Origin of the sequence: Azospirillum palustre (assembly GCF_002573965.1) — a bacterium.
Lineage (GTDB): Bacteria > Pseudomonadota > Alphaproteobacteria > Azospirillales > Azospirillaceae > Azospirillum > Azospirillum palustre.
Genome location: NZ_PDKW01000040.1, coordinates 539,499 through 559,738, shown reverse-complemented (window position 1 = coordinate 559,738; position 20,240 = coordinate 539,499). Strand labels below are relative to the sequence as shown.

Genomic DNA, 20,240 nt, shown 5'->3' with positions numbered 1-20,240 from the left:
ATGCCGTCTGTGTCCGGCCCGGAAGGAGACTTCCGGGCCATTTTCTTTGGATCGGCACTCGGCACCGGCTCCAGCGCCCTTGAAGGCATGTCGAATATGTCGGCGGTCCCCTCCCGCACAACCACCGCCGACACGTCAAAAAGGCGCGATGGTCATGCCCACCGCGCCTCTTCCTTTCGAAATGTCCGGATATCGCGTCGTCAGCCCCATCAAACCGGCGGATGCGGATCGATGCGACGGTCACTCAGCCATGTGTGCCGTTGCTGTCCATGGTATCGAGCAGGGTCGCCAAAGCCTTCTTGGACGCGGCCACCGTCGGGGCGCTATCGCGCAAAGCCGACAGTGCCCCGTCGATGGCCTTGTCGACCGCATGCCACTGGCTCGGTGCTCGGGGCTTCAGGCCCGCTTCCGCCTCGTCCCATGACGTTTCAAGATCCTTGATGCGGATCTTTGCGCCCGCAAGGTCTCCCTTGTCGACCAGGGCCGCCGTATCGACGACAATCTTGCGGAAGCCCGAGATGTCGCCCAGTCCGGCAGACGCTTCGGCCTGCGAAACCGCGCCTGCTACCGGCATGAAATATGTGACTGCCACGGCACCCGTGGCAACGAGCGCCACAGCGGTGAGTGCGATCCAGGAGTGTTTCATCGACGATCTCTGCTTTGCATGAAGGAAAGGATGATCAGGCTTCATCGCCCACGGATGCATTGCGATGCTGAGCGGTGGTGACGCTCACCATCGCCACCAGGGCCACGATGACGACCAGGAAGACGGCGCTGGTCATGATCGTGCCGAGACCCAGACCACCGTACTGCCGGGCCTGCGACAGGAAATCGCCCAGCGATGCGCCAAGCGGCCGCGTCAGCACATAAGCGATCCAGAAGGTCAGGATCGGGTTGCAGCCGCGGTAGTAGGCCAACGTGACAAGCGCGATCAGCCCGCCGAAGACGAGCACGCCGAGCCGGAAGCCGAGTTGGAGTGCCTCGGTTGCAAGATCGCCGGCCGCCGTGCCCAGAGCGAAAGTGAAGAGGATCGCTGTCCAGTAGAACACCTCACGACGGTTGGTGACGATGGTGTGGATCGACAGCGTCCGTTCGGTCGCATACCAAGTGGCGAAAATCGCCGCGAGGGCCACCGCGAACACCGTTGTGCTGACGTAGAGGCTGACATTCAGACCGTCCGTCAGCGCATCCGTGATCTGGGTGCCGACGACGCTGACCAGAACGACGGTCAACCAGTAGATCCAGGGCACATAAGCCCGCGCACGCAGTTGCAGCAGCAACGCGCCGCCCAGCAACATGGCCATGATCCCACCGGTCAGGCCGGTCCCCAGGCCGACATGAACGGCCAGATAGTCGGCCCCGGTTTCGCCCACCGTGGTGGACATGATCTTGATGATCCAGAAGATGAGCGTGACCTCCGGCACCTTGTTCAGCATACCGGCGCCGGACGCCCGTGCGTCGTGTGTCGCGTGCATTGGATGGCTCCTTCGTGTGTTCACGGTGATTTCGCGGCTGGAAAGAAGCCTAAAGTCGGCAAGGTTCGGCGGCGGTGGACCCGATGTTGAAAAATCCCAATGTCGGAAGTGGGTGCCGCCGGATCATACGCCTCCCGAAAAAACAGAGCTTGGTGGCGTCTCTTTTCCTTACCGGCAGCCCACAGAAATCATTCAAAATCCCGATGTCTGGCCGAAGGAGGTGCAGGCTTAGGTTTTTCTATTTCAGATCATTTGCATTTTGGGGGCCGAGTAGCAGCGGAACAGAAAACCTAGGTAAGGCCGCGGCGGATGCTGGCTGACGGCGTTACCATTCAGGCGTCCTCATAGGCCAAGGCCACCGGACTGCGCAGTGGCCGCAGTTCACCCCGAGCCACTGGCTCGGGCAGGGTGAAGGCGTAACGGCCAAGCATGTTGATGTGCTCATGGGCGAGCGGCGACAGGCGGGCCACGTCCTCGTTGCGAACGTCGAAACCTTCCATTCGCAGTTGGTCAAGCGCGGCGTCCATGTAAATCGTGTTCCACAGGATGATGGCGTTGACGACCAGACCAAGGGCGCCGAGCTGGTCCTCCTGACCTTCCCGGTAGCGCTGACGCAGTTCGCCCCGCTTGCCATGGAAGACGACGCGGGCGAGTTGGTGGCGGCCCTCACCTCGGTTGAGCTGGGTGAGGATGCGGCGGCGATAGGCTTCGTCGTCGATGTAGGCCAGCAGATAGAGCGTCTTGATGATTCGGCCCAGTTCCTCCAGCGCCCGTGCCAGCCGGGTTGGCCGGTCGTTCGTCTGGAGCGTCCGCATCAGCCCGCCGGCCTGCACGAGGCCCAGCTTGAGCGAGCCGGCCAGGCGCAACAGATCGTCCCAATGCTCGGCGATGAGGCCCGTCCTCACCTTGTGCGCGGCCAGCTTGTCGAGGGGGCCGTAGTCGGCCGCCGGATCAGTCCGCCAGAATCGGGCGCCGCCGACATCGGCGATCCGCGGGCTGAACTGGTAGCCGAGCAGCCAAAAGATGCCGAAGATCACGTCCGTGTAGGCGCCGGTGTCGGTCATGATCTCGGTCGGCTCCAGATCGGTCTCCTGTTCCAACACGACGCTCAGCAGCACCAGGCTGTCGCGCAGAGTGCCGGGCACGGTAATGGCGTTCAGGCCGGTGAACTGGTCGGACACGAGGTTATAGTAGGTGACGCCGCGTTCGGAGCCGAAGTACTTCGGGTTGGGGCCGGCGTGGATGGTGCGCACCGGTACCACGAAGCGCAGCCCGTCGGCGGAGGCGACATCGCCGCCGCCCCACCGCCGCGCCAAGTCGATGCCGTTCTGGGCGGCGACAAGGCGGGCATTGGCCAGGGTCAGGGTTTCTGCCCGCAGATAATTCTGCCGAACCCAGCTCAGGCGCGACCGCCGGAGCGCCGGCAGGTCCGGGCGCACCAGCGGTTCCAGGCCGGTGTTGCATGCCTCGGCCAGCAGCATGGCACACAGCGTCGTCGGCAGATCCTGCGCCCGCGCCTCGGCTTCGCTGGCATGGGTGAAGGCGCCAGCGAAGCCGGTCCGGGCATCGATTTCCAGCAGCAATTCCGGTAGATCGACACGCGGCAGGCGCGCTGTCACGGCCTCCCGCAGAGCAACGAGGCTGGCCGGCTCGTCGAGGCGGTCGAGGCCGGTCAGCACCAGGTCCTCGTCGGTGCCATTCCGTTCGAGGCGGATGCCGGCATTTTGAGGAAGGTTGTCGGTCACCGTTCGGAACGCCTGATCGAGCCGCTCGGTCAGTTGATCGATCTCTTCACCCGCATTCTGCGACTTTCCCAGCGTGCGGCAGACGGTTGGCCGCGCGGCCTCCCAAGCGGCGCCGTCGAGCAGGCCGATGCGGGGGTCGGCAAAGCGCAGACTTGGCGTCGCAAACACGTCGCGGCGACGGAGCGCGCCGCGCAGCCGATCGACCAGACACAGGGTCCAGGCGCGCCGGTCAAGGACGCCGTTCCGGATCACCCGGCGTTCCCAAGACTTCGGCACGAACTCCGTGGGCCACGGCGCACCGCGTGCATTGCCCTCCCCAACCGTCCGGAGGTGGTGCAGAGCCTTCAGCACAGGCCGGCCAGTCGGCATGGCGCCCAAGCCGACCACACGCACGAAGTGCGGTAGGAAACGCCGGATGCGGCGGTGCTGCGCCATAAGTTCGTCGAGATAGGGATCGTCCGGCGGCTTGGTCAGGCTGTCCACTTGAGCCACGGCGGCTTCCAGGGCGGCTTGCGGCACAGCCCCGAAAACGGCGGTTCGCAGATCACTGTCGCCAACATCACCGTCGAGCACCAAAGCACAGACCCTGCTCAGGATGCGGGCGGCAGCGTCAAGGTCGCCCAGGCTGCGCAACCGCGCCTCCCGGCCCTTACGGACGGCATCGACGAACATCCGGGTGACGAGCAGGTCGAACAGGTCGAGCACATCGTCCTGCGCGCTCGCCTCAAGCGTCCGAATGAACGCCAGCAGGGTGGCGGCGCGGCGCTCGTCCGGCAACCGGGCGACCGCCTGGGCCTTGGCGACGCCGGCGAACCGCGCCAAAGACATGATGCGGACTTTCGGCAGATGGCTGGTGAGCGGTAGACCAGCCACGAGGTGCCGTACCTCGTCGAGGCGCTCAATCGCGCGCACCAATTCGTTGGTGCTTTGCAGGGTCGGCCCCGAGCGGAGCCGGTCCATCGGGCTCTGTCGCCCACCCTCCGGCACCACCAGCAGAGCGTCAAGCCGCGCCTTCTGCTCGGGCGTGATCCGGGCCGCCAGCAGGCGCCACAGGCGGCTGTTGGCACGAGACCGCACCCGCGCGACGGTCCGTTCGAGCACGCTCGCCCCCGGCAGCAGCACTTTGTGCGTTACCAGCCAGGCCGTCGCTTGGTCGAACAGGGCCGTCGGCCGGTCTGTCCCCGTCCAGCACAGCGCGTAGAGCCATCGCTGGAGGCGCCATTGCGCGGCGGAGTCCGAAAAATCCCGGTAGCCATAGCGTTTGCGGATTTCAACCGGGTGACGCCAACGCCATTGGCTGGCCCGGTACGCATCGAGCGCTCCGTTGACTGGCACGCCAAGTTGGTCGCCAAGGAAGCCGATGACACCCGGCGGTACCTTGCCTGGATCTTCAAGGAACGTTCCGAGAAACCGCACCGTGCCGAGCTGAACGGCGCAACCAAGCCGCATGTGGGTGCCGCGGTGCGCCAATATGAACACGCGATCTGCGTCATCAAGGTGGAAGAACCGGGCCAACTGCTCGGCAGACACTTCGGCCGGAAACTGGCCGTACCGCCCTTCTTGTTCCGGGGTGAGAAAGCTGACCGGCATCAGGGTCGGTCGGCACCAGCGAGCACCCGATAGACGGACGCGCGCCCGATCCCGAGTCGCTGGGCGATGGCGGTTGGTCCCAGCTTCTCTTCGGTCCGCAAGCGCCAGACCTCCGCCGGGTCGATCGATGGCTTGCGGCCCTTGTAGACTCCCTTGGCCTTGGCGCGCGAGATGCCCTCCATCTGGCGCTCCCGGCGCAGGTTGGTTTCGAACTCGGCGAACACGCCGAGCATGTCGAGAAATGCCTTGCCGGCCGAGGTTGTGGTGTCGATGGGCTGTTCGGTCGCCTTCAGGGCGACCCCCTTGGCGCGCAGCTCATGCACGATGTCCTGGAGATCCTTGATCGAGCGTGCCAGGCGATCGACGCGGGTGACCACCAGCGTGTCACCGGGGCGTAGGAACTGGAGGAGCAAGGCGAGCTCCGACCGGCCGGTACGGGTCGTGCCACTCGCCTTCTCAGAGCGGATGACTTCGCAGCCGGCTTGGCGAAGCGCCTCCTCCTGGATCGCCACGTCCTGATCCAGCGTGGAGGCGCGGGCGTAGCCGTAGATCGCCATGAATCGTCTCGTTTGCTTCTAAACCAGCAAACGGTAACGTCTCACTCAGGCGAAATCCATCCAAATGAGACGCTGAGAATTGTCTCACGACGCCGTATCGTATGGGTATACCCTAACATTACATTGAGATGGCGATGACGCTCGCTTGCTGGACGGGTCATCTGGACACTTGGTCATCATGATATTAATGATAACAGCAGCATCATATTCTTCTTGACCGCTGAATATGATATGAATTATACCATTACCGCATGGCGGTGGTAGCGCCTAGCGCGCAGCTGATAGTCGCGCAAGAAACGTCAGCAAAGAGGGCTGCCTTCACCTTGGGCGGTGACCTTTTCCCGAACGCAGGGTGAAGCGTGACAGCCCGGAAAGACGGCACCCACTCACATTCGAGGCCCTCCATCATGTTCTCTTTGGATCGCTCACTCCTGCCTGCAGCCAATCAATTTCTCGCCGATCTTGATACGCAATGGCGAGCCGCGACCGGCCTCAACAACAGGGCCGATTACTCGATCAACTATTCTCCCATTTGCCCTTGCCCTCTGATGGTCCTCGGCCTCAATCCGGGCGGCTCCGCCGACAATTTTAAATTGGTCGACGTGGCCGCGGGCGGCAGCGAGTACATCGAGGGCTATGGGCCGACATCGCAGAACATTGGTCGCCTGCTTCAGCGAGCACTGGGTGTTTCATCGCCCGAGGGAATTCGGACCGTGCAGGGCAGCAATGTGATCTGGCGCCGGTCCCCCAACATGCAAAGCCTGGGCATCCGTGTTCCTGTAGCCGCCAAGGAAACCGCTCCGCATCTGGCTCGGCTGATCAGCTATATTGGCCCTCGCGCCATCTTGTTTGGCGGCAAGGCCGCCTACGATGCTTTCCTTGGTGCCCACAAGGCTCGTGTCGTGACACAAGGCGAAACCATCCTGGGGCCGAACGGCAGCAGCCAAGCCGTTTACTTCGGCCACAGCGCCTTGTCGCTGCCGTACCTATCAGGCAACGTCGAGGCATTCATCGTCCTTCATCCCTCCAAGGGCCTTCGAGACCCCGCCGTCAACCGGTTGAAGTTCCACTTTGCTCGCCTATTTGCCGCCTGAGGAGACAGCCGCAATGATCCGCCGCGAAGACTATGTTCGCGAGTTGCAGCAGGGAATTCTCCTGATCGCTGACCACCTCGCCCGACTGAAAGGGGAGGATGCCGCCGTTGCTTTCGCGGGCTTCTCGGCCGAAGGGGATTATGCAGACGATCAGCCGGAAAAGGTCGACCTGACCCAGTTTGGGAACGGTATGCCCCTGTTGCTCATGTACGACTTCGCCATGGGGTTGTGCGCCCTGGAGCCCAGTGGGGACTTTGAGGAATCGGCTTTGGCGTCTTTCATCGATCTGGTTCCACGGACCAATGCTTACGGCGAGCCCGCGGCCTGGCCCGAGGACCCACTGACGACCCAAGTGCTGGACATGTTCCGGGCTCGGCAAAAGCTATCGGACCCGAACCAGCGATCAACTGCCGTGTTTTCCGTCCGAGAACTGGCGCTACTGGCCGATATGAGAGAGGGCGCCGTTCGAAATGCCCTGAGTGCCAAAGAACTGGCATCCCACCGCGAAGACGGCAAGGTGGTGGTCAATTGGGCCGAAGCTGCGGCTTGGCTACTAAAAAAGCGGGGTTTCAGACCAACGCCTGACACCACTTCCCATTATATCGAGTTCGAAACGGCTTCATCGCTCACACAGTTGCTGGCGGCTCTGGCGGCGTTCCCTGGTGCTGAAGCCAACCTGCCTACGGAGTGGCTGTCCGGACGGTGGTCTGGAAATTTGAGTGAGGTGCAGGCAGTAGCGCACGCCCTCCGCATCGACCCGGAAAAGCTGGCCATCCATATGAGCCGCCTTTGGGTGCGCGAGCAACAGTGATCGGGTGATATCAGGCGGCAGTGTAGTGGCAGAGCAAGCAAGGGTCTTCGCCTAGGGCAAACTCCGACTGTGCCTCAGGGAAAAGCTCCAGATGCCAATAATACCCCTTACCTAGGTTTTCTGTTCCGCTGCTACTCGCATCCCTCGGACGCTGCCTTTCCAGGACTATTTCGTCCGTCTGCGCTGCGAGCCGACACTGGACTCCCTTGAGTATGCGGGAGGGCAGGGCGCGCGTCCGTCCCCGTCCTTCCTCGATCTGATGGAACGGCCGGACCTGGAGGGCGTCGTTCTCTGCCCTTCAAACCCATACCTGTCGATCGGCCCCATGCTGGCGATGCCCGCCGTCCGCGGCTGGCTGGAAGGCCGGCGCTCTCCCGTGGCCGCCGTGTCGCCCATCGTCGGGGGGCAAGCCATCAAGGGGCCGGCGGCCAAGATTTTGCGGGAACTCGGACAGGAGGTGTCGCCGGTTTCCGTCGCGCGCTTCTACGAAGGCCTGATCGATGCGCTCGTCATCGACGAGGCGGACGGAGGGCTGACGGCCGACATCGCGCGGCTCGGCATCCGGCCGGTCGTCACCCGCACCATCATGCGCGATCACGACGACAAGGAGCGTCTGGCCCGAGACTGCCTCGCGGCGGTGCGGGGAGTGTGACCATGCGCTGCCTCACGGTGATCGTACCGGTGAAGCCGCTGGAGGAGGGCAAGAGCCGGCTTCGCCCTCTGCTCTCGCCCGAAGAAAGGCGCACTCTCAACGGGATGTTCCTGCGGCGCACCCTGGCGGTGGCGGAGGAACTGGCGGGGACGAGCGCGACGATCGTGGTCAGCCGCAGTGAGGAGGTTCTGACGCTTGCCGCCCGTCGCTCCATGGTTGCGCTGCCCGAGGAACCGGGCTGCGACCTCAACGGCGCGCTGGAACAGGCGAGCCGCGTGGCCCGCGGCCGCGGAGCGACCGGCGTTCTCATCCTGCCTGTCGATCTCCCGCTGGCAACAGCATCGGCCATCCGGCGCGTGATCGCGGACCATCGCAGCCGGGCCGAAACGCGTTGCGTCTTGGTCTCCGATCGCACGGGTTTCGGAACGAACCTGCTGTTCCAGACCCCACCGGCCCTGGAACGATACTCCTACGGTGCGGGCAGCCTTCAGCTTCACCGCGGGGCTGCCGAGCAGGCGGGGTTGTCCACGGTGATCCGTCGCGATCCGGACCTCGCCTTCGACATTGATCGTCCGGAGGACCTTATCGGCTGGCGTGCGCGGACATCGAGGTAGCCCCAACGAGCTTCCCCTGGAGCAGTGGTCGGCTCGAAAATTCATGCGATCGGGAGCGGCACTTGGGACGCGCCCGCACGCAACGGAGCCGGCATTCAGGCGACGCTGCGCGGCGACATCCGGGGCGGGCGCGGTATCTGGAATTCTGTGGCGGAGAAAATGCTTGACCAGCCAATTTATCAGAAATACGGTTTGTATGCATCCGTTGACGTAGGCCGCAACCAACAAAGCAGCTTGGCCTTGCGATCCGCGCTGTCAACGGACGACACTTCAAGAGAAAAGCCGGGCCATCAGGCCAACATCGCGCGGGAGAGACCGGCCACGCCGGCGCCGAAGGAGCAACCGCCCCGGAAACTCTCAGGCAAAAGGACCGCGACGATGTATACGATCTCTGGAAAGAGGCGCATTCTGCGTCCGCCGACGGGATAACGCTCTCAGGCGAAAAGACAGAGGGGCACCAAATCGACTGGCTGCAAGGGCCACGTCAGGAGGAGCGCCTTGTCGAACGCAAACACCACATCAGCTTCCGGAAAACCTCTCCGTTCGGTATCGGACGCCCCGATCAGCGTTACCGAATGTTTTTCGATCGGCATCGGGCCATCGAGTTCGCACACAGTTGGCCCGATGCGGGCGGCGCATCGGTTCGTAACGGAGCTGCTTGCCTCCGACGAGGCGACGAGGGTGACCGCAGTATCCGTGGAACTGTTCGGCTCTCTTGCGCTGACCGGCAAGGGACATCGCACCGACATCGCGGTCCTGTTGGGATTGTCCGGGTGCCTTCCCGACACCGTCGATCCGGATGCGGTCGACCTCATCGTTGAACAGATCCGCAGCAGTGGGCTTCTGCCGATCGGTGGACGGTTCCCCATCCCCTTCCGTGAAGAAGAACACCTTGTCTTCCGCTACGACCAGATCCTCGACGCACATCCGAACGGCATGCGCCTGAAAGCCTTTGATCGCGCCGTCCCGCTTCTCGAGCGCGAATACTGCTCGGTCGGGGGCGGCGCCATCGTCTGTCGCGACGACGCCCTGCAGCCGGCGGCCGACCACAACTTGCGGACCCCCCACCCGTTCGCGTCGGCGGCGGAACTGCTGGATTGCGGACGGCGGACCGGACGGTCCATTGCGGAGATCATGCTGGAGAACGAGCGTTCGCGGCGTGACGACACCGAAACCTTTGCTTTCCTTGACCGGGTCCGCGACGCCATGATGGCGAGCATCGAACGTGGCTGCGGCAGCGAAGGGATATTGCCGGGCGGGCTCAACGTCCGACGCCGGGCACCGGGTCTGTTCCGCGCCCTGTGCGCCGCCGGGAACCAGCTCGCCGATCCGTTGCACGCGCTCGATTGGGTCAGCCTTTACGCCCTCGCGGTCAACGAGGAGAACGCGGCCGGCGGGCGCATCGTCACGGCCCCGACCAACGGGGCTGCCGGCATCATCCCGGCCGTTCTCAAATACTACGAGACGTTTCACCCCGGCGCGAACCGCAACGACTCCCGAACCTTCCTCCTGACGGCGGCCGCCATCGGCGCGCTGTACAAGAAGCGGGCTTCGATCTCTGCGGCCGAAATGGGGTGTCAGGGAGAGGTTGGAGTCGCCTGTTCGATGGCGGCCGGCGCGCTGGCCGCCGTCCTCGGCGGTACCGCCGAGCAGGTCGAGAACGCCGCCGAAATCGGCATGGAACACAATCTCGGCCTGACCTGCGACCCGGTGCGTGGCTTGGTCCAGGTGCCGTGCATCGAACGCAACACGATGGGTGCGGTGAAGGCGATCAACGCGGCACGCCTCGCGTTGCGCGGCGACGGAACGCATCTCGTGCCGCTCGACGCCGTCATCGAGACCATGCGCCAAACCGGTGAGGACATGCGCTCTAAATACAAAGAAACCAGCCTGGGCGGACTGGCCGTGAACGTCGTCGCCTGCTGAGAACAACCGCCGGCTTGCCGGCTTTCGGGAGACTCCACAATGACTGGCCTTTTTGACCGTGCCCTTGGCACGGACGACCCGGTTGTGTCCGCAGCGATCCAGGCGGAACTGAAGCGGCAGCGCGATCAGATTGAGCTGATCGCCTCGGAGAACATCGTCTCGCCGGCGGTCATGCAGGCGATGGGAACGGTTCTGACGAACAAGTACGCCGAAGGCTATCCCGGCCACCGCTATTACGGCGGCTGTGAGCACGCCGACACCATCGAACGGACGGCAATCGACCGCGTCAAGCAACTGTTCGGCTGCGGCTACGCCAACGTTCAGCCGCATTCCGGGGCGCAAGCCAACGGAGCGGTGCTGCTGGCGCTCCTCCAGCCGGGCGACACCATCCTCGGCATGTCGCTGGAGGCCGGCGGCCATCTCACGCACGGTGCGCGCCCGACGCTGTCGGGAAAATGGTTCAAGGCGGTGTCCTACGGCGTGCGCCGGGACGATTGCCTGATCGACTATGTTGAGGTCGAAGCGCTGGCGACCGAACATCGTCCAAAGCTGATCATCGCAGGCGGATCAGCCGTTCCGCGGGTCATCGACTTTGCCCGCTTCCGGGCCATTGCGGATCGCGTCGGTGCTTACCTGATGGTGGATATGGCGCATGTCGCTGGTCTCGTCGCCGGCGGCGTCCACCCAAACCCGCTGTCGCACGCTCATGTCGTGACGTCGACCACGCACAAGACGCTGCGCGGGCCGCGCGGCGGAATCATCCTGTGCAATGACGAGGCAATGGCGGAGAAGATCAATTCGGCCGTGTTCCCTGGCCTCCAGGGCGGGCCGCTGATGCACATCATCGCCGCCAAGGCCGTCGCGTTCGGCGAAGCGTTGATGCCGGAGTTCAGGACCTATGCCGCCCAGGTGGTGACCAACGCGCGGGTTCTGGCCGAGACGCTGAAGGCGCGGGGCTACGATCTCGTCACCGGTGGCACCGACACCCATCTGGTCCTTGTTGACCTGCACTCCCACGGGGTGACCGGCAAGGCGGCGGAGGCCAGCCTCGAGCGCGCGCATCTCACCTGCAACAAGAACGGCATCCCTTTCGATTTGCAAAAACCCGCTATCACCTCCGGCATCCGGCTGGGAACGCCGGCCGGCACCACGCGCGGGTTCGAAGCGGCCGAGTTTGCCCGCATCGCGTCCCTGATCGCCGACGTGCTGGACGGTCTGGCGCGCAACCCGGACGACAACAGCACCGCCGAGACCATCGCCCGCCAAGGCGTCCTGGAACTCTGCCGTGCCTTCCCGATCTATGCCCGTTGAAGAATGGAGCCCATCGCAAAACGGCGGCAATTGCAATTGGCGTCGGCCCGAAGCGCGCCCCCGACCGCCTTGGACGAGGTGAAACCACACACGCCGCTCGGTTCCAACGAGACATCGATCCCGGCATGGTGGTGCATGGCTATCCCCCTTGATGCTTGGGGCCGAGCCGCTCGGCCGCCGTTGCCACACCATCCCTGTGGGGACGGCCGCCTGCCCAAGCCGGAGTTTGAGCTAAGGCCTGTTACGGCATCCAACGCGGCCGGTACCGGCGACGGAACCGGCCACCGGCGGATCATCGTCCAGTCCAGGCACCGCGATGCCGGGATCCTTTTCGTGAAGGTCACGACGCATGCGGGCGTGGCTGGCTCCGCTGAACAGTGTGCCGACCGTCTCCATCTCAAATCGAAACGATGGCCTTCGGGTCGTAGGATGCATCCAAGACATCGGCTCTGCCGATCCGATCGACACTCAAGGAAGCCGGATCGAACGAGAAGAGCACCCGGTTCTGTTGAAGATCGAGAGCGCTGTAGGCAAGCCGGCCGCCAACATCACTGAGATCGCCTGCCGCTGTCCAGCCTGGGCCTGAAGCGATGTCCTTGACCATGCGCGTACGAGACCGTCGCAAACCTGGGGGGCCTTCACGCCGCGGGGCGGAAGGGGCGGCCGGCGTATGGCTCGGCGGCGGCGTGATCCGCGGCGAATGTCCCGTTCATCACTGCGGTGCGGACCTTCAGCATGCGGTGAGCGCCACGCGGGGACCAGCGCATCTGCTGATTGGCGCCCATGCGCCGGTGCAGCAGGCGCTGGACCGTGCTTTCGGTCGTCGCCGTGGAGATGGGATCGCCCCGGCCGCGGGCGGCCGCATAGTCGATGATCAGGTTGGCCTGTCCGACGACATAGATCTCCAGAGCGCGCAGCAGCGTAGCCACTTTCCGGACCTGCCGGTCGTCGGCGGTATCCAACAGGGCGTCGAGGTCGGTCAGGGTGTCACCGATCAAGCCCAGCGCCCGCTCGGTCTGGCCATGCCAGAGCCGCCAGCGGACGCGGGAGACAGCGTCGGCCAGGGGCACCGTCCGCTCCGCGGCGGCCGGCTCCGCCGCTGTCCAGCCCTTGACCGCTTGCGCCACATGCTGGACCCGCATCGACAGATGAAACCAGTCGAGGACGTGGCGCACCGGGCCGCAACTGGCCGCCCCGGCCAAGGACCGGGGGCCTTCCGCGCCGTCGCTGAGGATGGTGACCGGCGTGCTCGCCGTCGCTCCCAGACGGCGCAGGACGTGATGAAGCTGCTTCACCTGGCGGTCAGCCTCGGCCGGCATGCTGCCGAAGACCACCTCCTGACCCTCATCTTTGGCCGCCCGGGCGATCATCACCTCGAACGAGCGCATCTGGTAGGTCCGCACCGATTTCACGTGCCCCGCGTCGATGGCCAGCGTGATCGCCTGCGCCGGGGCCGGCGATCCCTCGTCCGGCGGAACCAGCGCCGCCCGTTCGAGCCGAGCCCCAACCTGGAGTGTGCGCCGGCGGATCGTCTCCACATCCGGAGCCGTATCCAAGGGCAGCAGATCGGCCAGCAGCGCCCGCGCCCGCCGGTACGGCAGCGCGCTGCCCATCTCGGCCAGGACGCGTTCGTACTCCGGAGTGCAGCGATCGGGCATCATCTCCGCGACCGGGGTCAGGCTGCGCCGGCAGGCCACACCACAGTGGCAGGGGCCGAAGCGGGGCGCGCGCACCTCCACCGTGCCGAACAGCGACACCAATGTGCGGGTGCGGTGGTCCTTGAGCGGGCGCAATGCCCCACAGTGGCTGCACTGGCGACGGCGGCGACAGTGCGTGTCGGCCTGGGCGGTGACCAGGACGCGCTGCAGGCCGGACAGGGTTGCCTTGCCCTCAGCCAAGCTCAGCCCGAGCGTCGCCGCCTGACCGACTTCGGTGCGCTCACCCTCGGAGATCACGTGACGCGTCACCGCACCATCCTCGCCCGTGACCTCAGCCATGACCCGCCACTTCATCGTGCCCCCGACCGCGGCCATCCGGACACGCCGTACCATTCTCCCCCCAGGTTTGCGACGGTCTCGGCTCCCTTATGCGTCTGCTCGGCCTGGAACTGCCAGTCCCGGATCACACGACTCTCTCCCGGCGCAGCGCCAATCTGGAGGGCGCGTCAGCGCTGGCCAGGACGGACGGCCCGCCTGCGACAGCTATGGAGAGCACACCGGCGGGGCGGCCTCACGTCTCGGACACCACCTGGCGGGACACGGCCGCCCCGAAATCAAGGCTCTTTTCTGCCCTCAATGTTGATGGGCACGAGACTTGGCGCAATCAACCCGTTCGACAGAAGCTGGAGATAGACTGTGACCGCCTCCTCCGGCAGATTGACCACACCATTCTCGTTGGTGTAACGCAAGGCAAGATAACCGCGCGTGGCGACCAGCATGTAGATGAGCGGCTCCAGGGAATCGTCGCTGAGATCGGCGATCTCGCCGGCGGCGCGGGCCTTCTGCAGGAAGCGCAGGTAGCTGGCGGTGATGTTGCGGAAATGCTGGCGGTGCGCCTTGGGCGCAAAGATTTCGGCTTCGTTGAGGATGCGCAGGAAATAAGGCATCCGCTTGAGAAAGGAGAAGAAGGCACGGAACGACAGCTCCTCCTTCTCCAGGAAGGTTCTGGCGCCGCCGGCCTGCTGGCGGATGTGGGCCAGCATCTTGGCGCCGAGCACCGGCAGCAACTCGTCGAAGATTTCCTGACGCGAGGCGAAGTAGTTGTAGAATGTGCCCTGTGCCAGATTGGCCCGCTGGGTTATCCGGGTGATTGATGCGTCGACGTAGCCATATTCGCCGACCACTTCGGCTGCGGCCTGGAACAACGCATCGCGCACCTCTTCCGACCGCTGCACCCTGGTCTTCTTTCCTGTCGCCGTCCGGGCCATTGCCATCCTCGTTCCTACCTCTTGGTTCCTGATCCGGATCTAGCTGTTCCCCGCCCGCTTAACGAGAGAAACTAGCGTGCGGAGTGCGGCAAATAGGAGAAGGCCGCCAAGGGATCTCCGATGTTCGCGCGGGGCAAGGCACGGGCGAAGCCTTCGATCCGGTCGTAGGCCTCGGATGGCACCCCGGTCTCGCCCCCGATGCGGCGGACCAGCGCGCCGACCTCGTCCCAGGAGAAGGCGAAATCGTCGGTCGTCATGTCCTGCCGCCGGGTCAGGACCGTGCCGTCGTCCAGCGTCGCCTCGATGGCGCAGCACAGGCGGGCGACGCTCTCGTCCGCGATCAGGTCGACGCGGGCGACCAGGGCGTTGACCGCCGCGTCGTCGTAGCGGGTCATCGTCCGCATGGTCGGCACTCCGCGCAGCAGCGTCAGCGCGATGCAGAAGGGGATGCTCATCAGCGTGCCGGAGATGCTGGCGAAGGGCCCCTTGGAATCCATCCCGGCGTAGCCGGTCTCGAACGGATTCATGCGCACGGTCACGGCGCGGACGGCGCGTCCCGCCAGTTCGTCCCGCAAGGCTAGGGCGGCGGTGACCGGTGTCTGGTTGAAGGCGCAGACCGGGTAGGGCTTGAAGGTCACCCGGCGGATCGACCAGACTGTTCCGAGCTTCGCCGCCAGCGCCGCGACGTCGCAGCCGGTGCGGGCGAAGGCGCGGACGAAGCCGGCCCGCCCCTCGAACGCGCCCGGGGCGGACACCGAGCCGTTCGCCGCCAGCTGCGCCGCCGTCAGCCCGTTCACGGCGGCGACGCCGACCTGATAACGCCACTCGTCGGTGCCGTCGTCGAAGGATTGCAGGAGGCCGCCGGTGAAGGAGGCGGCGTTGGCGAGCGCCGCCGCGATGCGGTCCTCGGGCAGGTCCAACAGATACGCCGCCGCGGCGGCCGCCGCGACCGTGCCGTAGAGCGGCGAGGCGCGCAACCCGGCCGGCGTGGTCAGCGGCGAATAGGCGGTCTCCAGCAGGCCGCCCGCCTCGTAGCCGGCGACCAGCGCCGGCAGCAGCCGCTCGACCGGCCCCTGTCCGGCCTCGACCATGGCGGTCAGCAGCGGGATCAGGATGGCGCCGATGTGGGCGGCGCCGCAGGTGTCCTCCTGGGCGCGGCCGTGGAACAGCGCCGAACCGGCCAGCGCCGCGCCGGGCACGCCGGTCCTGCGCCCATCGCCGAGCATGGTGGCGCCGCCGCCACCGCCGTCATGACGTTCGCCGTGCATGGCCAGCGCCGCCGCCCGCGCCACCGGGGCGTAGGGCGTGTCGTGCCCGCCGAGGGCGATGCCGTAGCCGTTCAGCAGGCAGACCCGCGCCTTCTCCACCACGTCGGGCGGCAGTGAGTCCAGGGTCAGGCCGGCGACGAATCGGGCGATGGCGGAGGCCAGGGGAAGGATCGCAGGGTTGTCGGAAGCGGTCACGGCGCGTCCTCCTGGGAGGTGGGGATCAGTTCGTCGCGCAGGACCCGCTTCAACACCTTGCCGGACGGGTTGCGCGGCAGGGACTCGCGGATCAGCAGGCGCTTGGGGAGCTTGAAGCCGGCGAGGTGCTGGCGGCAGTGGCGGTCCAGCGCTTCGGCGTCCAGGCTTTCGCCCTCCTGTAGGACCACTACGGCGGCGGGAACCTCGCCCCAGCGCTCGTCCGGGACGGCGATGACGGCGACCTCGACGACCTGGGGCAGCAGGAAGATGACGCGCTCGATCTCCGAGGAGGCGATGTTCTCGCCGCCGCTGATAATCATGTCCTTCTTGCGGTCGGTCAGGAATAGGAATCCGTCTTTATCCAGATACCCCACGTCGCCGGTGCGGAACCAGTCGCCGAAGAAGCTGCGCGCGGTCTTTTCCGGATCCTTCCAGTAGCCCTTGGTGATCTTCGGACCGCGCAGGCAGATCTCGCCCGCCTCGCCGGGGGGAAGGGGGGTGCCGGACTCGTCGCGGATCCCGATCTCGACATGAGCGAGCGCCCGACCGGTCGAGCCGATCTTCTCGATCTCGCGGCCCGCCTCCATTAGGGTGTCGCCGCTGCAGCTCTCGGTCAGACCGTAGCCGTCCACGTAACGCGCGTTGGCGAACAGTCCGGTGAAGTCGCGGATGCGCTGTTCGGGCGTGCGCTCGCCGCCGCCGACCGCCCATCGCAGGCTGGAGACGTCGTAGCGCTCGCGACCCGGATGGGACAGCACGCGGCCCACCATGACCGGGGCGAACCATGCGCCGGTCAGCTTTTCCCGCTCGATGGCGGCCAGCACGGCGTCGGGGTCGAAGTCGCGCAGGACGCAGATCATGCCGCCCTGCCACAACACCGCCACGCCCGGCAGGTCGAATGCGCCGACATGGTACATCGGCCCGACCGCCAGCAGCCGGTCCTGCGCCGACAACCCCAGCGCCGTCACGTGGTCCATGCATTTCCAGTAGAAGTTCTCGTAGGAATGCATGACCCCCTTGGGGTGATCGGTGGTGCCCGACGTGTACATCAGCCGGAACAGATCCTGCGTGCCGCGCACCCGCATCGGCGGGACCGGAGCATCCTTGCCGGCGCCGGCGGTTCCGGCAAGGACGCGCCCGTCCAACTGGGCCGCCGTGTCCACCAGCACCGCGCGCGGGTCGTCGGCCACCGCCGCCGCCAGTTCGGCGTCGGCGAAGATCAGCTTGGCGCCGGCGTTGCCGGTGATGAAGGACACCTCGGCGGCGGCCAGCCGGTAGTTGATCGGCAGGAACACCGCGCCGATGTGGCTGGCCGCGAAGGCGATCTCCAGGAAGGCCGCACTGTTCTTCATCAGCACCGCCACCACGTCGCCCTCGCGCACGCCGCCCCTGTGCAGGAAGCCGGCCATGCGTTCGATGCGGTCGAGGAAACCGGCGTAGGTGATCCGCCGATCGCCGTAGACCAGCGCCAGCCGGTCAGGCGTGCGCAGCGCGTGGAAACGGATGAAGGCGCTGAGATTCACCACGATGTCACCCTCCCTCGGGACGTGAGCGGCCGGCGTTGTCCGCCAGCTCCGTTCGGAAGATTTCCGCTCAATAGGATTTCGGCATGCCGAGATCGTGCATGGCGATGAAGTTCAGCACCATCTCTTCCGACACCGGGGCGAAGCGGAACAGCCTTGCGTCGCGCCACAGCCGCTCGACGTGGTATTCCTTGGCGTAGCCCATGCCGCCCATCGCCTGCATCGAGCGTTCGATCGCCTGGCCCGCCGCCTGCGCCGCGATCAGCTTGGCAATGTTGGCCTCGCTGCCGTAGGGCTGCCCCTGGTCGCACAGCGTCGCGGCCTTCAGGTTCATCAGCCGGGCGCATTGCAGCTCGGCGTGGGCCTGGGCCAGCGGGAACTGGACGCCCTGGTAGGACGCCACCGGCTTGTCGCCGAACACCTTGCGGTCCTTGGCGTAGTCGACGCCGAGCCGGATCGCCAGGGTGCCGGCGCCAACCAGACCGGCGGTGGTGACGATCCGCTCGGTGTTCAGCACGTCGAGCAGCTGGTGCCAGCCCTGGTCGAGCGTGCCGATCAGTTCGTCCGGCTCGACCCGCACGTCGTCGAAATAGACGGTGCTCGACGCCAGCGTGTGGGTGCCGACCTTGTCGATGGCCTGATGGTCCAGGCCCGCGCGGTCCACGTCGATCAGGAACAGGCTGATGCCGGCGGTGCGGCGGGAGGATTCCTCAAGGCGGGTGGTGCGGGCGACGACCAGCATCTTGTGGGCGTCGGGCACGGCGGTGATCCAGATCTTCTGACCCTTGAGGCGCCACCCCTGCCCGTCGGCGTGGGCGAAGGTGCGGATCTCCAGGCTGTTGGAGCCGGCGTTGGGCTCGGTCAGCGCCATGCAGAAGTTCATCCTGCCCTGGATTAGGGCGGGCAGCATCGCGTCCTTCTGCGCACTCGTGCCGAACTTCGCCAGCGCCACGCCGCCGAAGATCGGGTTGATCATGAAGAGCTGGGCCAGGGTGGAACCGCCGCCGGCCGCCGACAGCGCCTCGATCACCAGGGCCATGTCGAGCATGCCCAGCCCCGAGCCGCCATACTCCTCGGGCAGGGCGACGCCGCCGAGGCCGGCCTCGCAGAAGGCGATCCAGGCCTCGGTGGGAAAGCTCTTCTTCGCGTCCTGCTCGCGCCAATAGTCGAGGCCGAATTCGGTGCCGACGCGCGACGCCGTCTCGATCATCAGGCGCTGTTCTTCGGAAAGCTGGAAATCCATGGGAGTCTCTTCTCCAGGTCAGGCGTCGTCGGGTCAGGGTGCGCGAAGCAGGCGCAACGGCCGCTCCAGCCCGGCGATGATGCGGTTGAGGAAGGCCAGTGCGGCGACGCCGTCGAACAGCCGGTGGTCCGCCGACAGCACGAGGCCGAGTTCACGTTTCAACACCGGGGCACCCGACTCGTCGGGGCGGAACACGGAGCGCACGCTGCCGACGCCGAGGATGCTCGACTGGCCTGGGTTGATGATCGAGGACATGAAGGTGACGTTGTGCATGCCGGCGTTCGACACGGTGATGGCGCCGCCCTGGAGGTCCTCGCCGGTCAGCCGTCCGTTGCGGGCGCGCTCGGTCAGCGCCGCGGCTTCCCGCGCCAGCTGGTCGAGCGGCAGATGGGCGCCGCCGCGCAGCACCGGGGCGACCAGCCCGCGCGGGGTGTCAACCGCCATGCCGATGTCGCCCTGGCCGAGCGAGAGGATCTCGCCGCCGGGGGTGGCATCGTCCCACACGCGATCCATGTCGGGCGTCGCGGCGAGCGCCCGCCCGACGGCGGCAAGCACGAGATGGGTCATCGAGATGCGCGGCAGGCCGGGTTCGGCGTCGGCGTTCAGCCTTTCGCGCAGGGCCATCAGTTCCGACACCTCAGCCTCGGCGGCGAGGTAGAAATGCGGCACATCGCGCTTGGCGGCGGTCAGGCGGCGGGCGATGGTCGCCTGCGTGGCGCTGGGCTTCGACCGCCCGCCCGCCGGTGTGGCGATCGGGTCCGCCGCCGGGGTGCGGATCGGTTCCGGCATCGCGGCGGGCGCTGACGCCTGCCGCTGCGCCGCCGCCTCGACGTCGGCCATCTTGATGCGGCCGCGTGGGCCGCTGCCGGTCACGGTTGTCAGATCGACGCCGAGAGCCTGGGCGCGGCGGCGTGCCAGCGGTGTCGAGAGGACGCGTTCGCCGTCTCGGACTGGGGCGGGCGGGGGGCCGCTCCTCGTGCCCGCTGTGGTGCCGCTCTTCGCGGGAGGCGCGGGAGTCCCGACCGTCGGCGGAGCGGCGCCGTCCGCCGGTGCGGGCGCCGCGCCCGATCCATCCGCAGACCAGCGGGCGATGAGGGTGCCGACCGCCACCGTCTCGCCGGCGGGGATGGTAGTCTCGATCAGCACGCCGTCACTGTCGGCCTCGACCTCCGAGGCGATCTTGTCGGTCTCGACCACGACCAGCACGTCGCCGGTCTTGAAGGGCTGGCCCGGCAGCACTCGCCATTCGGCAAGTACCCCCTCGGTCATCGTCAGCCCCAGTTTGGGCATCACCAGATCACGGACCATCG

Annotated in this window: 17 protein-coding genes, 1 pseudogene and 1 riboswitch; of the genes and pseudogenes, 7 read left to right on the top strand and 11 right to left on the bottom strand. The window is 66.1% G+C overall.

What is annotated here, in order from left to right:
* Nucleotides 1-244 precede the first annotated feature (244 nt).
* The 4 genes from CRT60_RS12405 to CRT60_RS12390 all read right to left on the bottom strand — a co-directional run bounded on the left by CRT60_RS12405 (nt 245) and on the right by CRT60_RS12390 (nt 5,367).
* Entirely contained in the window at nt 245-646 is a 402-nt protein-coding gene (locus tag CRT60_RS12405) for a hypothetical protein (protein ID WP_098736707.1), read from the bottom strand.
* A 34-nt stretch (nt 647-680) separates the two neighbouring features.
* Nucleotides 681-1,475 (bottom strand): COG4705 family protein, encoded by a 795-nt coding sequence (locus tag CRT60_RS12400; protein ID WP_204561846.1) that lies wholly within the window; start codon nt 1,473-1,475, stop codon nt 681-683.
* A gap of 332 nt (nt 1,476-1,807) precedes the next feature.
* Nucleotides 1,808-4,810, bottom strand: a complete 3,003-nt coding sequence (locus tag CRT60_RS12395; protein WP_098736705.1) for a Tn3 family transposase — start codon at nt 4,808-4,810, stop codon at nt 1,808-1,810.
* The gene (locus tag CRT60_RS12390; protein ID WP_098736704.1) at nt 4,810-5,367 is read right to left on the bottom strand and encodes a recombinase family protein; all 558 of its coding nucleotides are present in this window, start codon (nt 5,365-5,367) and stop codon (nt 4,810-4,812) included. Before CRT60_RS12390 ends, CRT60_RS12395 begins: the two co-directional genes overlap by 1 nt.
* 407 nt (nt 5,368-5,774) lie before the next feature.
* Between CRT60_RS12390 and CRT60_RS12385 the strand changes: the two genes are divergently transcribed.
* The 6 genes from CRT60_RS12385 to glyA all read left to right on the top strand — a co-directional run bounded on the left by CRT60_RS12385 (nt 5,775) and on the right by glyA (nt 11,775).
* Nucleotides 5,775-6,461 (top strand): uracil-DNA glycosylase family protein, encoded by a 687-nt coding sequence (locus CRT60_RS12385; protein WP_143273227.1) that lies wholly within the window; start codon nt 5,775-5,777, stop codon nt 6,459-6,461.
* A gap of 13 nt (nt 6,462-6,474) precedes the next feature.
* A complete protein-coding gene (locus CRT60_RS12380) occupies nt 6,475-7,272 on the top strand; it encodes a hypothetical protein (protein ID WP_098736702.1) in 798 nt (265 codons plus the stop codon).
* Between the two features lie 139 nt (nt 7,273-7,411).
* Entirely contained in the window at nt 7,412-7,924 is a 513-nt protein-coding gene (locus CRT60_RS12375) for a 2-phospho-L-lactate transferase CofD family protein (RefSeq protein WP_098736701.1), read from the top strand.
* Between the two features lie 2 nt (nt 7,925-7,926).
* Entirely contained in the window at nt 7,927-8,538 is a 612-nt protein-coding gene (gene cofC / locus CRT60_RS12370) for a 2-phospho-L-lactate guanylyltransferase (RefSeq protein WP_098736700.1), read from the top strand.
* Between the two features lie 296 nt (nt 8,539-8,834).
* A riboswitch (glycine riboswitch) is annotated at nt 8,835-8,921 on the top strand.
* 115 nt (nt 8,922-9,036) lie between these two features.
* Nucleotides 9,037-10,464 carry an L-serine ammonia-lyase gene (locus tag CRT60_RS12365; protein WP_098736699.1) on the top strand — a complete coding sequence of 476 codons (1,428 nt, stop codon included), beginning with the start codon at nt 9,037-9,039 and terminating at the stop codon, nt 10,462-10,464.
* Between the two features lie 39 nt (nt 10,465-10,503).
* On the top strand, nt 10,504-11,775 hold the full coding sequence (gene glyA / locus CRT60_RS12360) for a serine hydroxymethyltransferase (protein WP_098736698.1): 1,272 nt from the start codon (nt 10,504-10,506) through the stop codon (nt 11,773-11,775).
* Nucleotides 11,776-12,172: 397 nt separating this feature from the next.
* Here glyA and CRT60_RS12355 read toward each other — a convergent pair whose 3' ends face one another.
* Nucleotides 12,173-12,379, bottom strand: coding sequence for a hypothetical protein (locus CRT60_RS12355; protein WP_098736697.1), 207 nt, complete (start codon nt 12,377-12,379; stop codon nt 12,173-12,175).
* A 34-nt stretch (nt 12,380-12,413) separates the two neighbouring features.
* A complete protein-coding gene (locus CRT60_RS12350; protein ID WP_098737006.1) occupies nt 12,414-13,787 on the bottom strand; it encodes an ISKra4 family transposase in 1,374 nt (457 codons plus the stop codon).
* A gap of 62 nt (nt 13,788-13,849) precedes the next feature.
* On the opposite strand from CRT60_RS12350, the pseudogene CRT60_RS37005 reads away from it, so the two are divergent.
* A pseudogene (locus tag CRT60_RS37005) lies at nt 13,850-13,990 on the top strand (transposase); the annotation flags it as partial.
* A gap of 57 nt (nt 13,991-14,047) precedes the next feature.
* On the opposite strand, the gene CRT60_RS12345 reads toward CRT60_RS37005, so the two are convergent.
* The 5 genes from CRT60_RS12345 to CRT60_RS12325 form a co-directional block, all read right to left on the bottom strand.
* Complete coding sequence (locus CRT60_RS12345; protein ID WP_098736696.1) at nt 14,048-14,707, bottom strand: TetR/AcrR family transcriptional regulator; 660 nt, start codon at nt 14,705-14,707, stop codon at nt 14,048-14,050.
* A gap of 65 nt (nt 14,708-14,772) precedes the next feature.
* Nucleotides 14,773-16,164, bottom strand: a complete 1,392-nt coding sequence (locus CRT60_RS12340; protein WP_244592445.1) for an MmgE/PrpD family protein — start codon at nt 16,162-16,164, stop codon at nt 14,773-14,775.
* Nucleotides 16,161-17,690 carry an AMP-binding protein gene (locus tag CRT60_RS12335; RefSeq protein WP_098736695.1) on the bottom strand — a complete coding sequence of 510 codons (1,530 nt, stop codon included), beginning with the start codon at nt 17,688-17,690 and terminating at the stop codon, nt 16,161-16,163. The genes CRT60_RS12340 and CRT60_RS12335 overlap by 4 nt, the downstream gene beginning before the upstream one ends.
* Nucleotides 17,691-17,757: 67 nt before the next feature.
* The gene (locus CRT60_RS12330) at nt 17,758-18,930 is read right to left on the bottom strand and encodes an acyl-CoA dehydrogenase family protein (RefSeq protein ID WP_098736694.1); all 1,173 of its coding nucleotides are present in this window, start codon (nt 18,928-18,930) and stop codon (nt 17,758-17,760) included.
* Nucleotides 18,931-18,963: 33 nt separating this feature from the next.
* Entirely contained in the window at nt 18,964-20,238 is a 1,275-nt protein-coding gene (locus tag CRT60_RS12325; RefSeq protein WP_098736693.1) for a dihydrolipoamide acetyltransferase family protein, read from the bottom strand.
* Nucleotides 20,239-20,240 lie beyond the last annotated feature (2 nt).

Bases quoted from the DNA above. Each gene is read 5' to 3' on its own strand.
- CRT60_RS12405 (WP_098736707.1), bottom strand. From the start codon at position 646: ATGAAACACTCCTGGATCGCACTCACCGCTGTGGCGCTCGTTGCCACG.
- CRT60_RS12400 (WP_204561846.1), bottom strand. From the start codon at position 1,475: ATGCACGCGACACACGACGCACGGGCGTCCGGCGCCGGTATGCTGAAC.
- CRT60_RS12395 (WP_098736705.1), bottom strand. From the start codon at position 4,810: ATGCCGGTCAGCTTTCTCACCCCGGAACAAGAAGGGCGGTACGGCCAG.
- CRT60_RS12390 (WP_098736704.1), bottom strand. From the start codon at position 5,367: ATGGCGATCTACGGCTACGCCCGCGCCTCCACGCTGGATCAGGACGTG.
- CRT60_RS12385 (WP_143273227.1), top strand. From the start codon at position 5,775: ATGTTCTCTTTGGATCGCTCACTCCTGCCTGCAGCCAATCAATTTCTC.
- CRT60_RS12380 (WP_098736702.1), top strand. From the start codon at position 6,475: ATGATCCGCCGCGAAGACTATGTTCGCGAGTTGCAGCAGGGAATTCTC.
- cofC (WP_098736700.1), top strand. From the start codon at position 7,927: ATGCGCTGCCTCACGGTGATCGTACCGGTGAAGCCGCTGGAGGAGGGC.
- glyA (WP_098736698.1), top strand. From the start codon at position 10,504: ATGACTGGCCTTTTTGACCGTGCCCTTGGCACGGACGACCCGGTTGTG.
- CRT60_RS12355 (WP_098736697.1), bottom strand. From the start codon at position 12,379: ATGGTCAAGGACATCGCTTCAGGCCCAGGCTGGACAGCGGCAGGCGAT.
- CRT60_RS12350 (WP_098737006.1), bottom strand. From the start codon at position 13,787: ATGAAGTGGCGGGTCATGGCTGAGGTCACGGGCGAGGATGGTGCGGTG.
- CRT60_RS12345 (WP_098736696.1), bottom strand. From the start codon at position 14,707: ATGGCAATGGCCCGGACGGCGACAGGAAAGAAGACCAGGGTGCAGCGG.
- CRT60_RS12330 (WP_098736694.1), bottom strand. From the start codon at position 18,930: ATGGATTTCCAGCTTTCCGAAGAACAGCGCCTGATGATCGAGACGGCG.
- CRT60_RS12325 (WP_098736693.1), bottom strand. From the start codon at position 20,238: ATGGTCCGTGATCTGGTGATGCCCAAACTGGGGCTGACGATGACCGAG.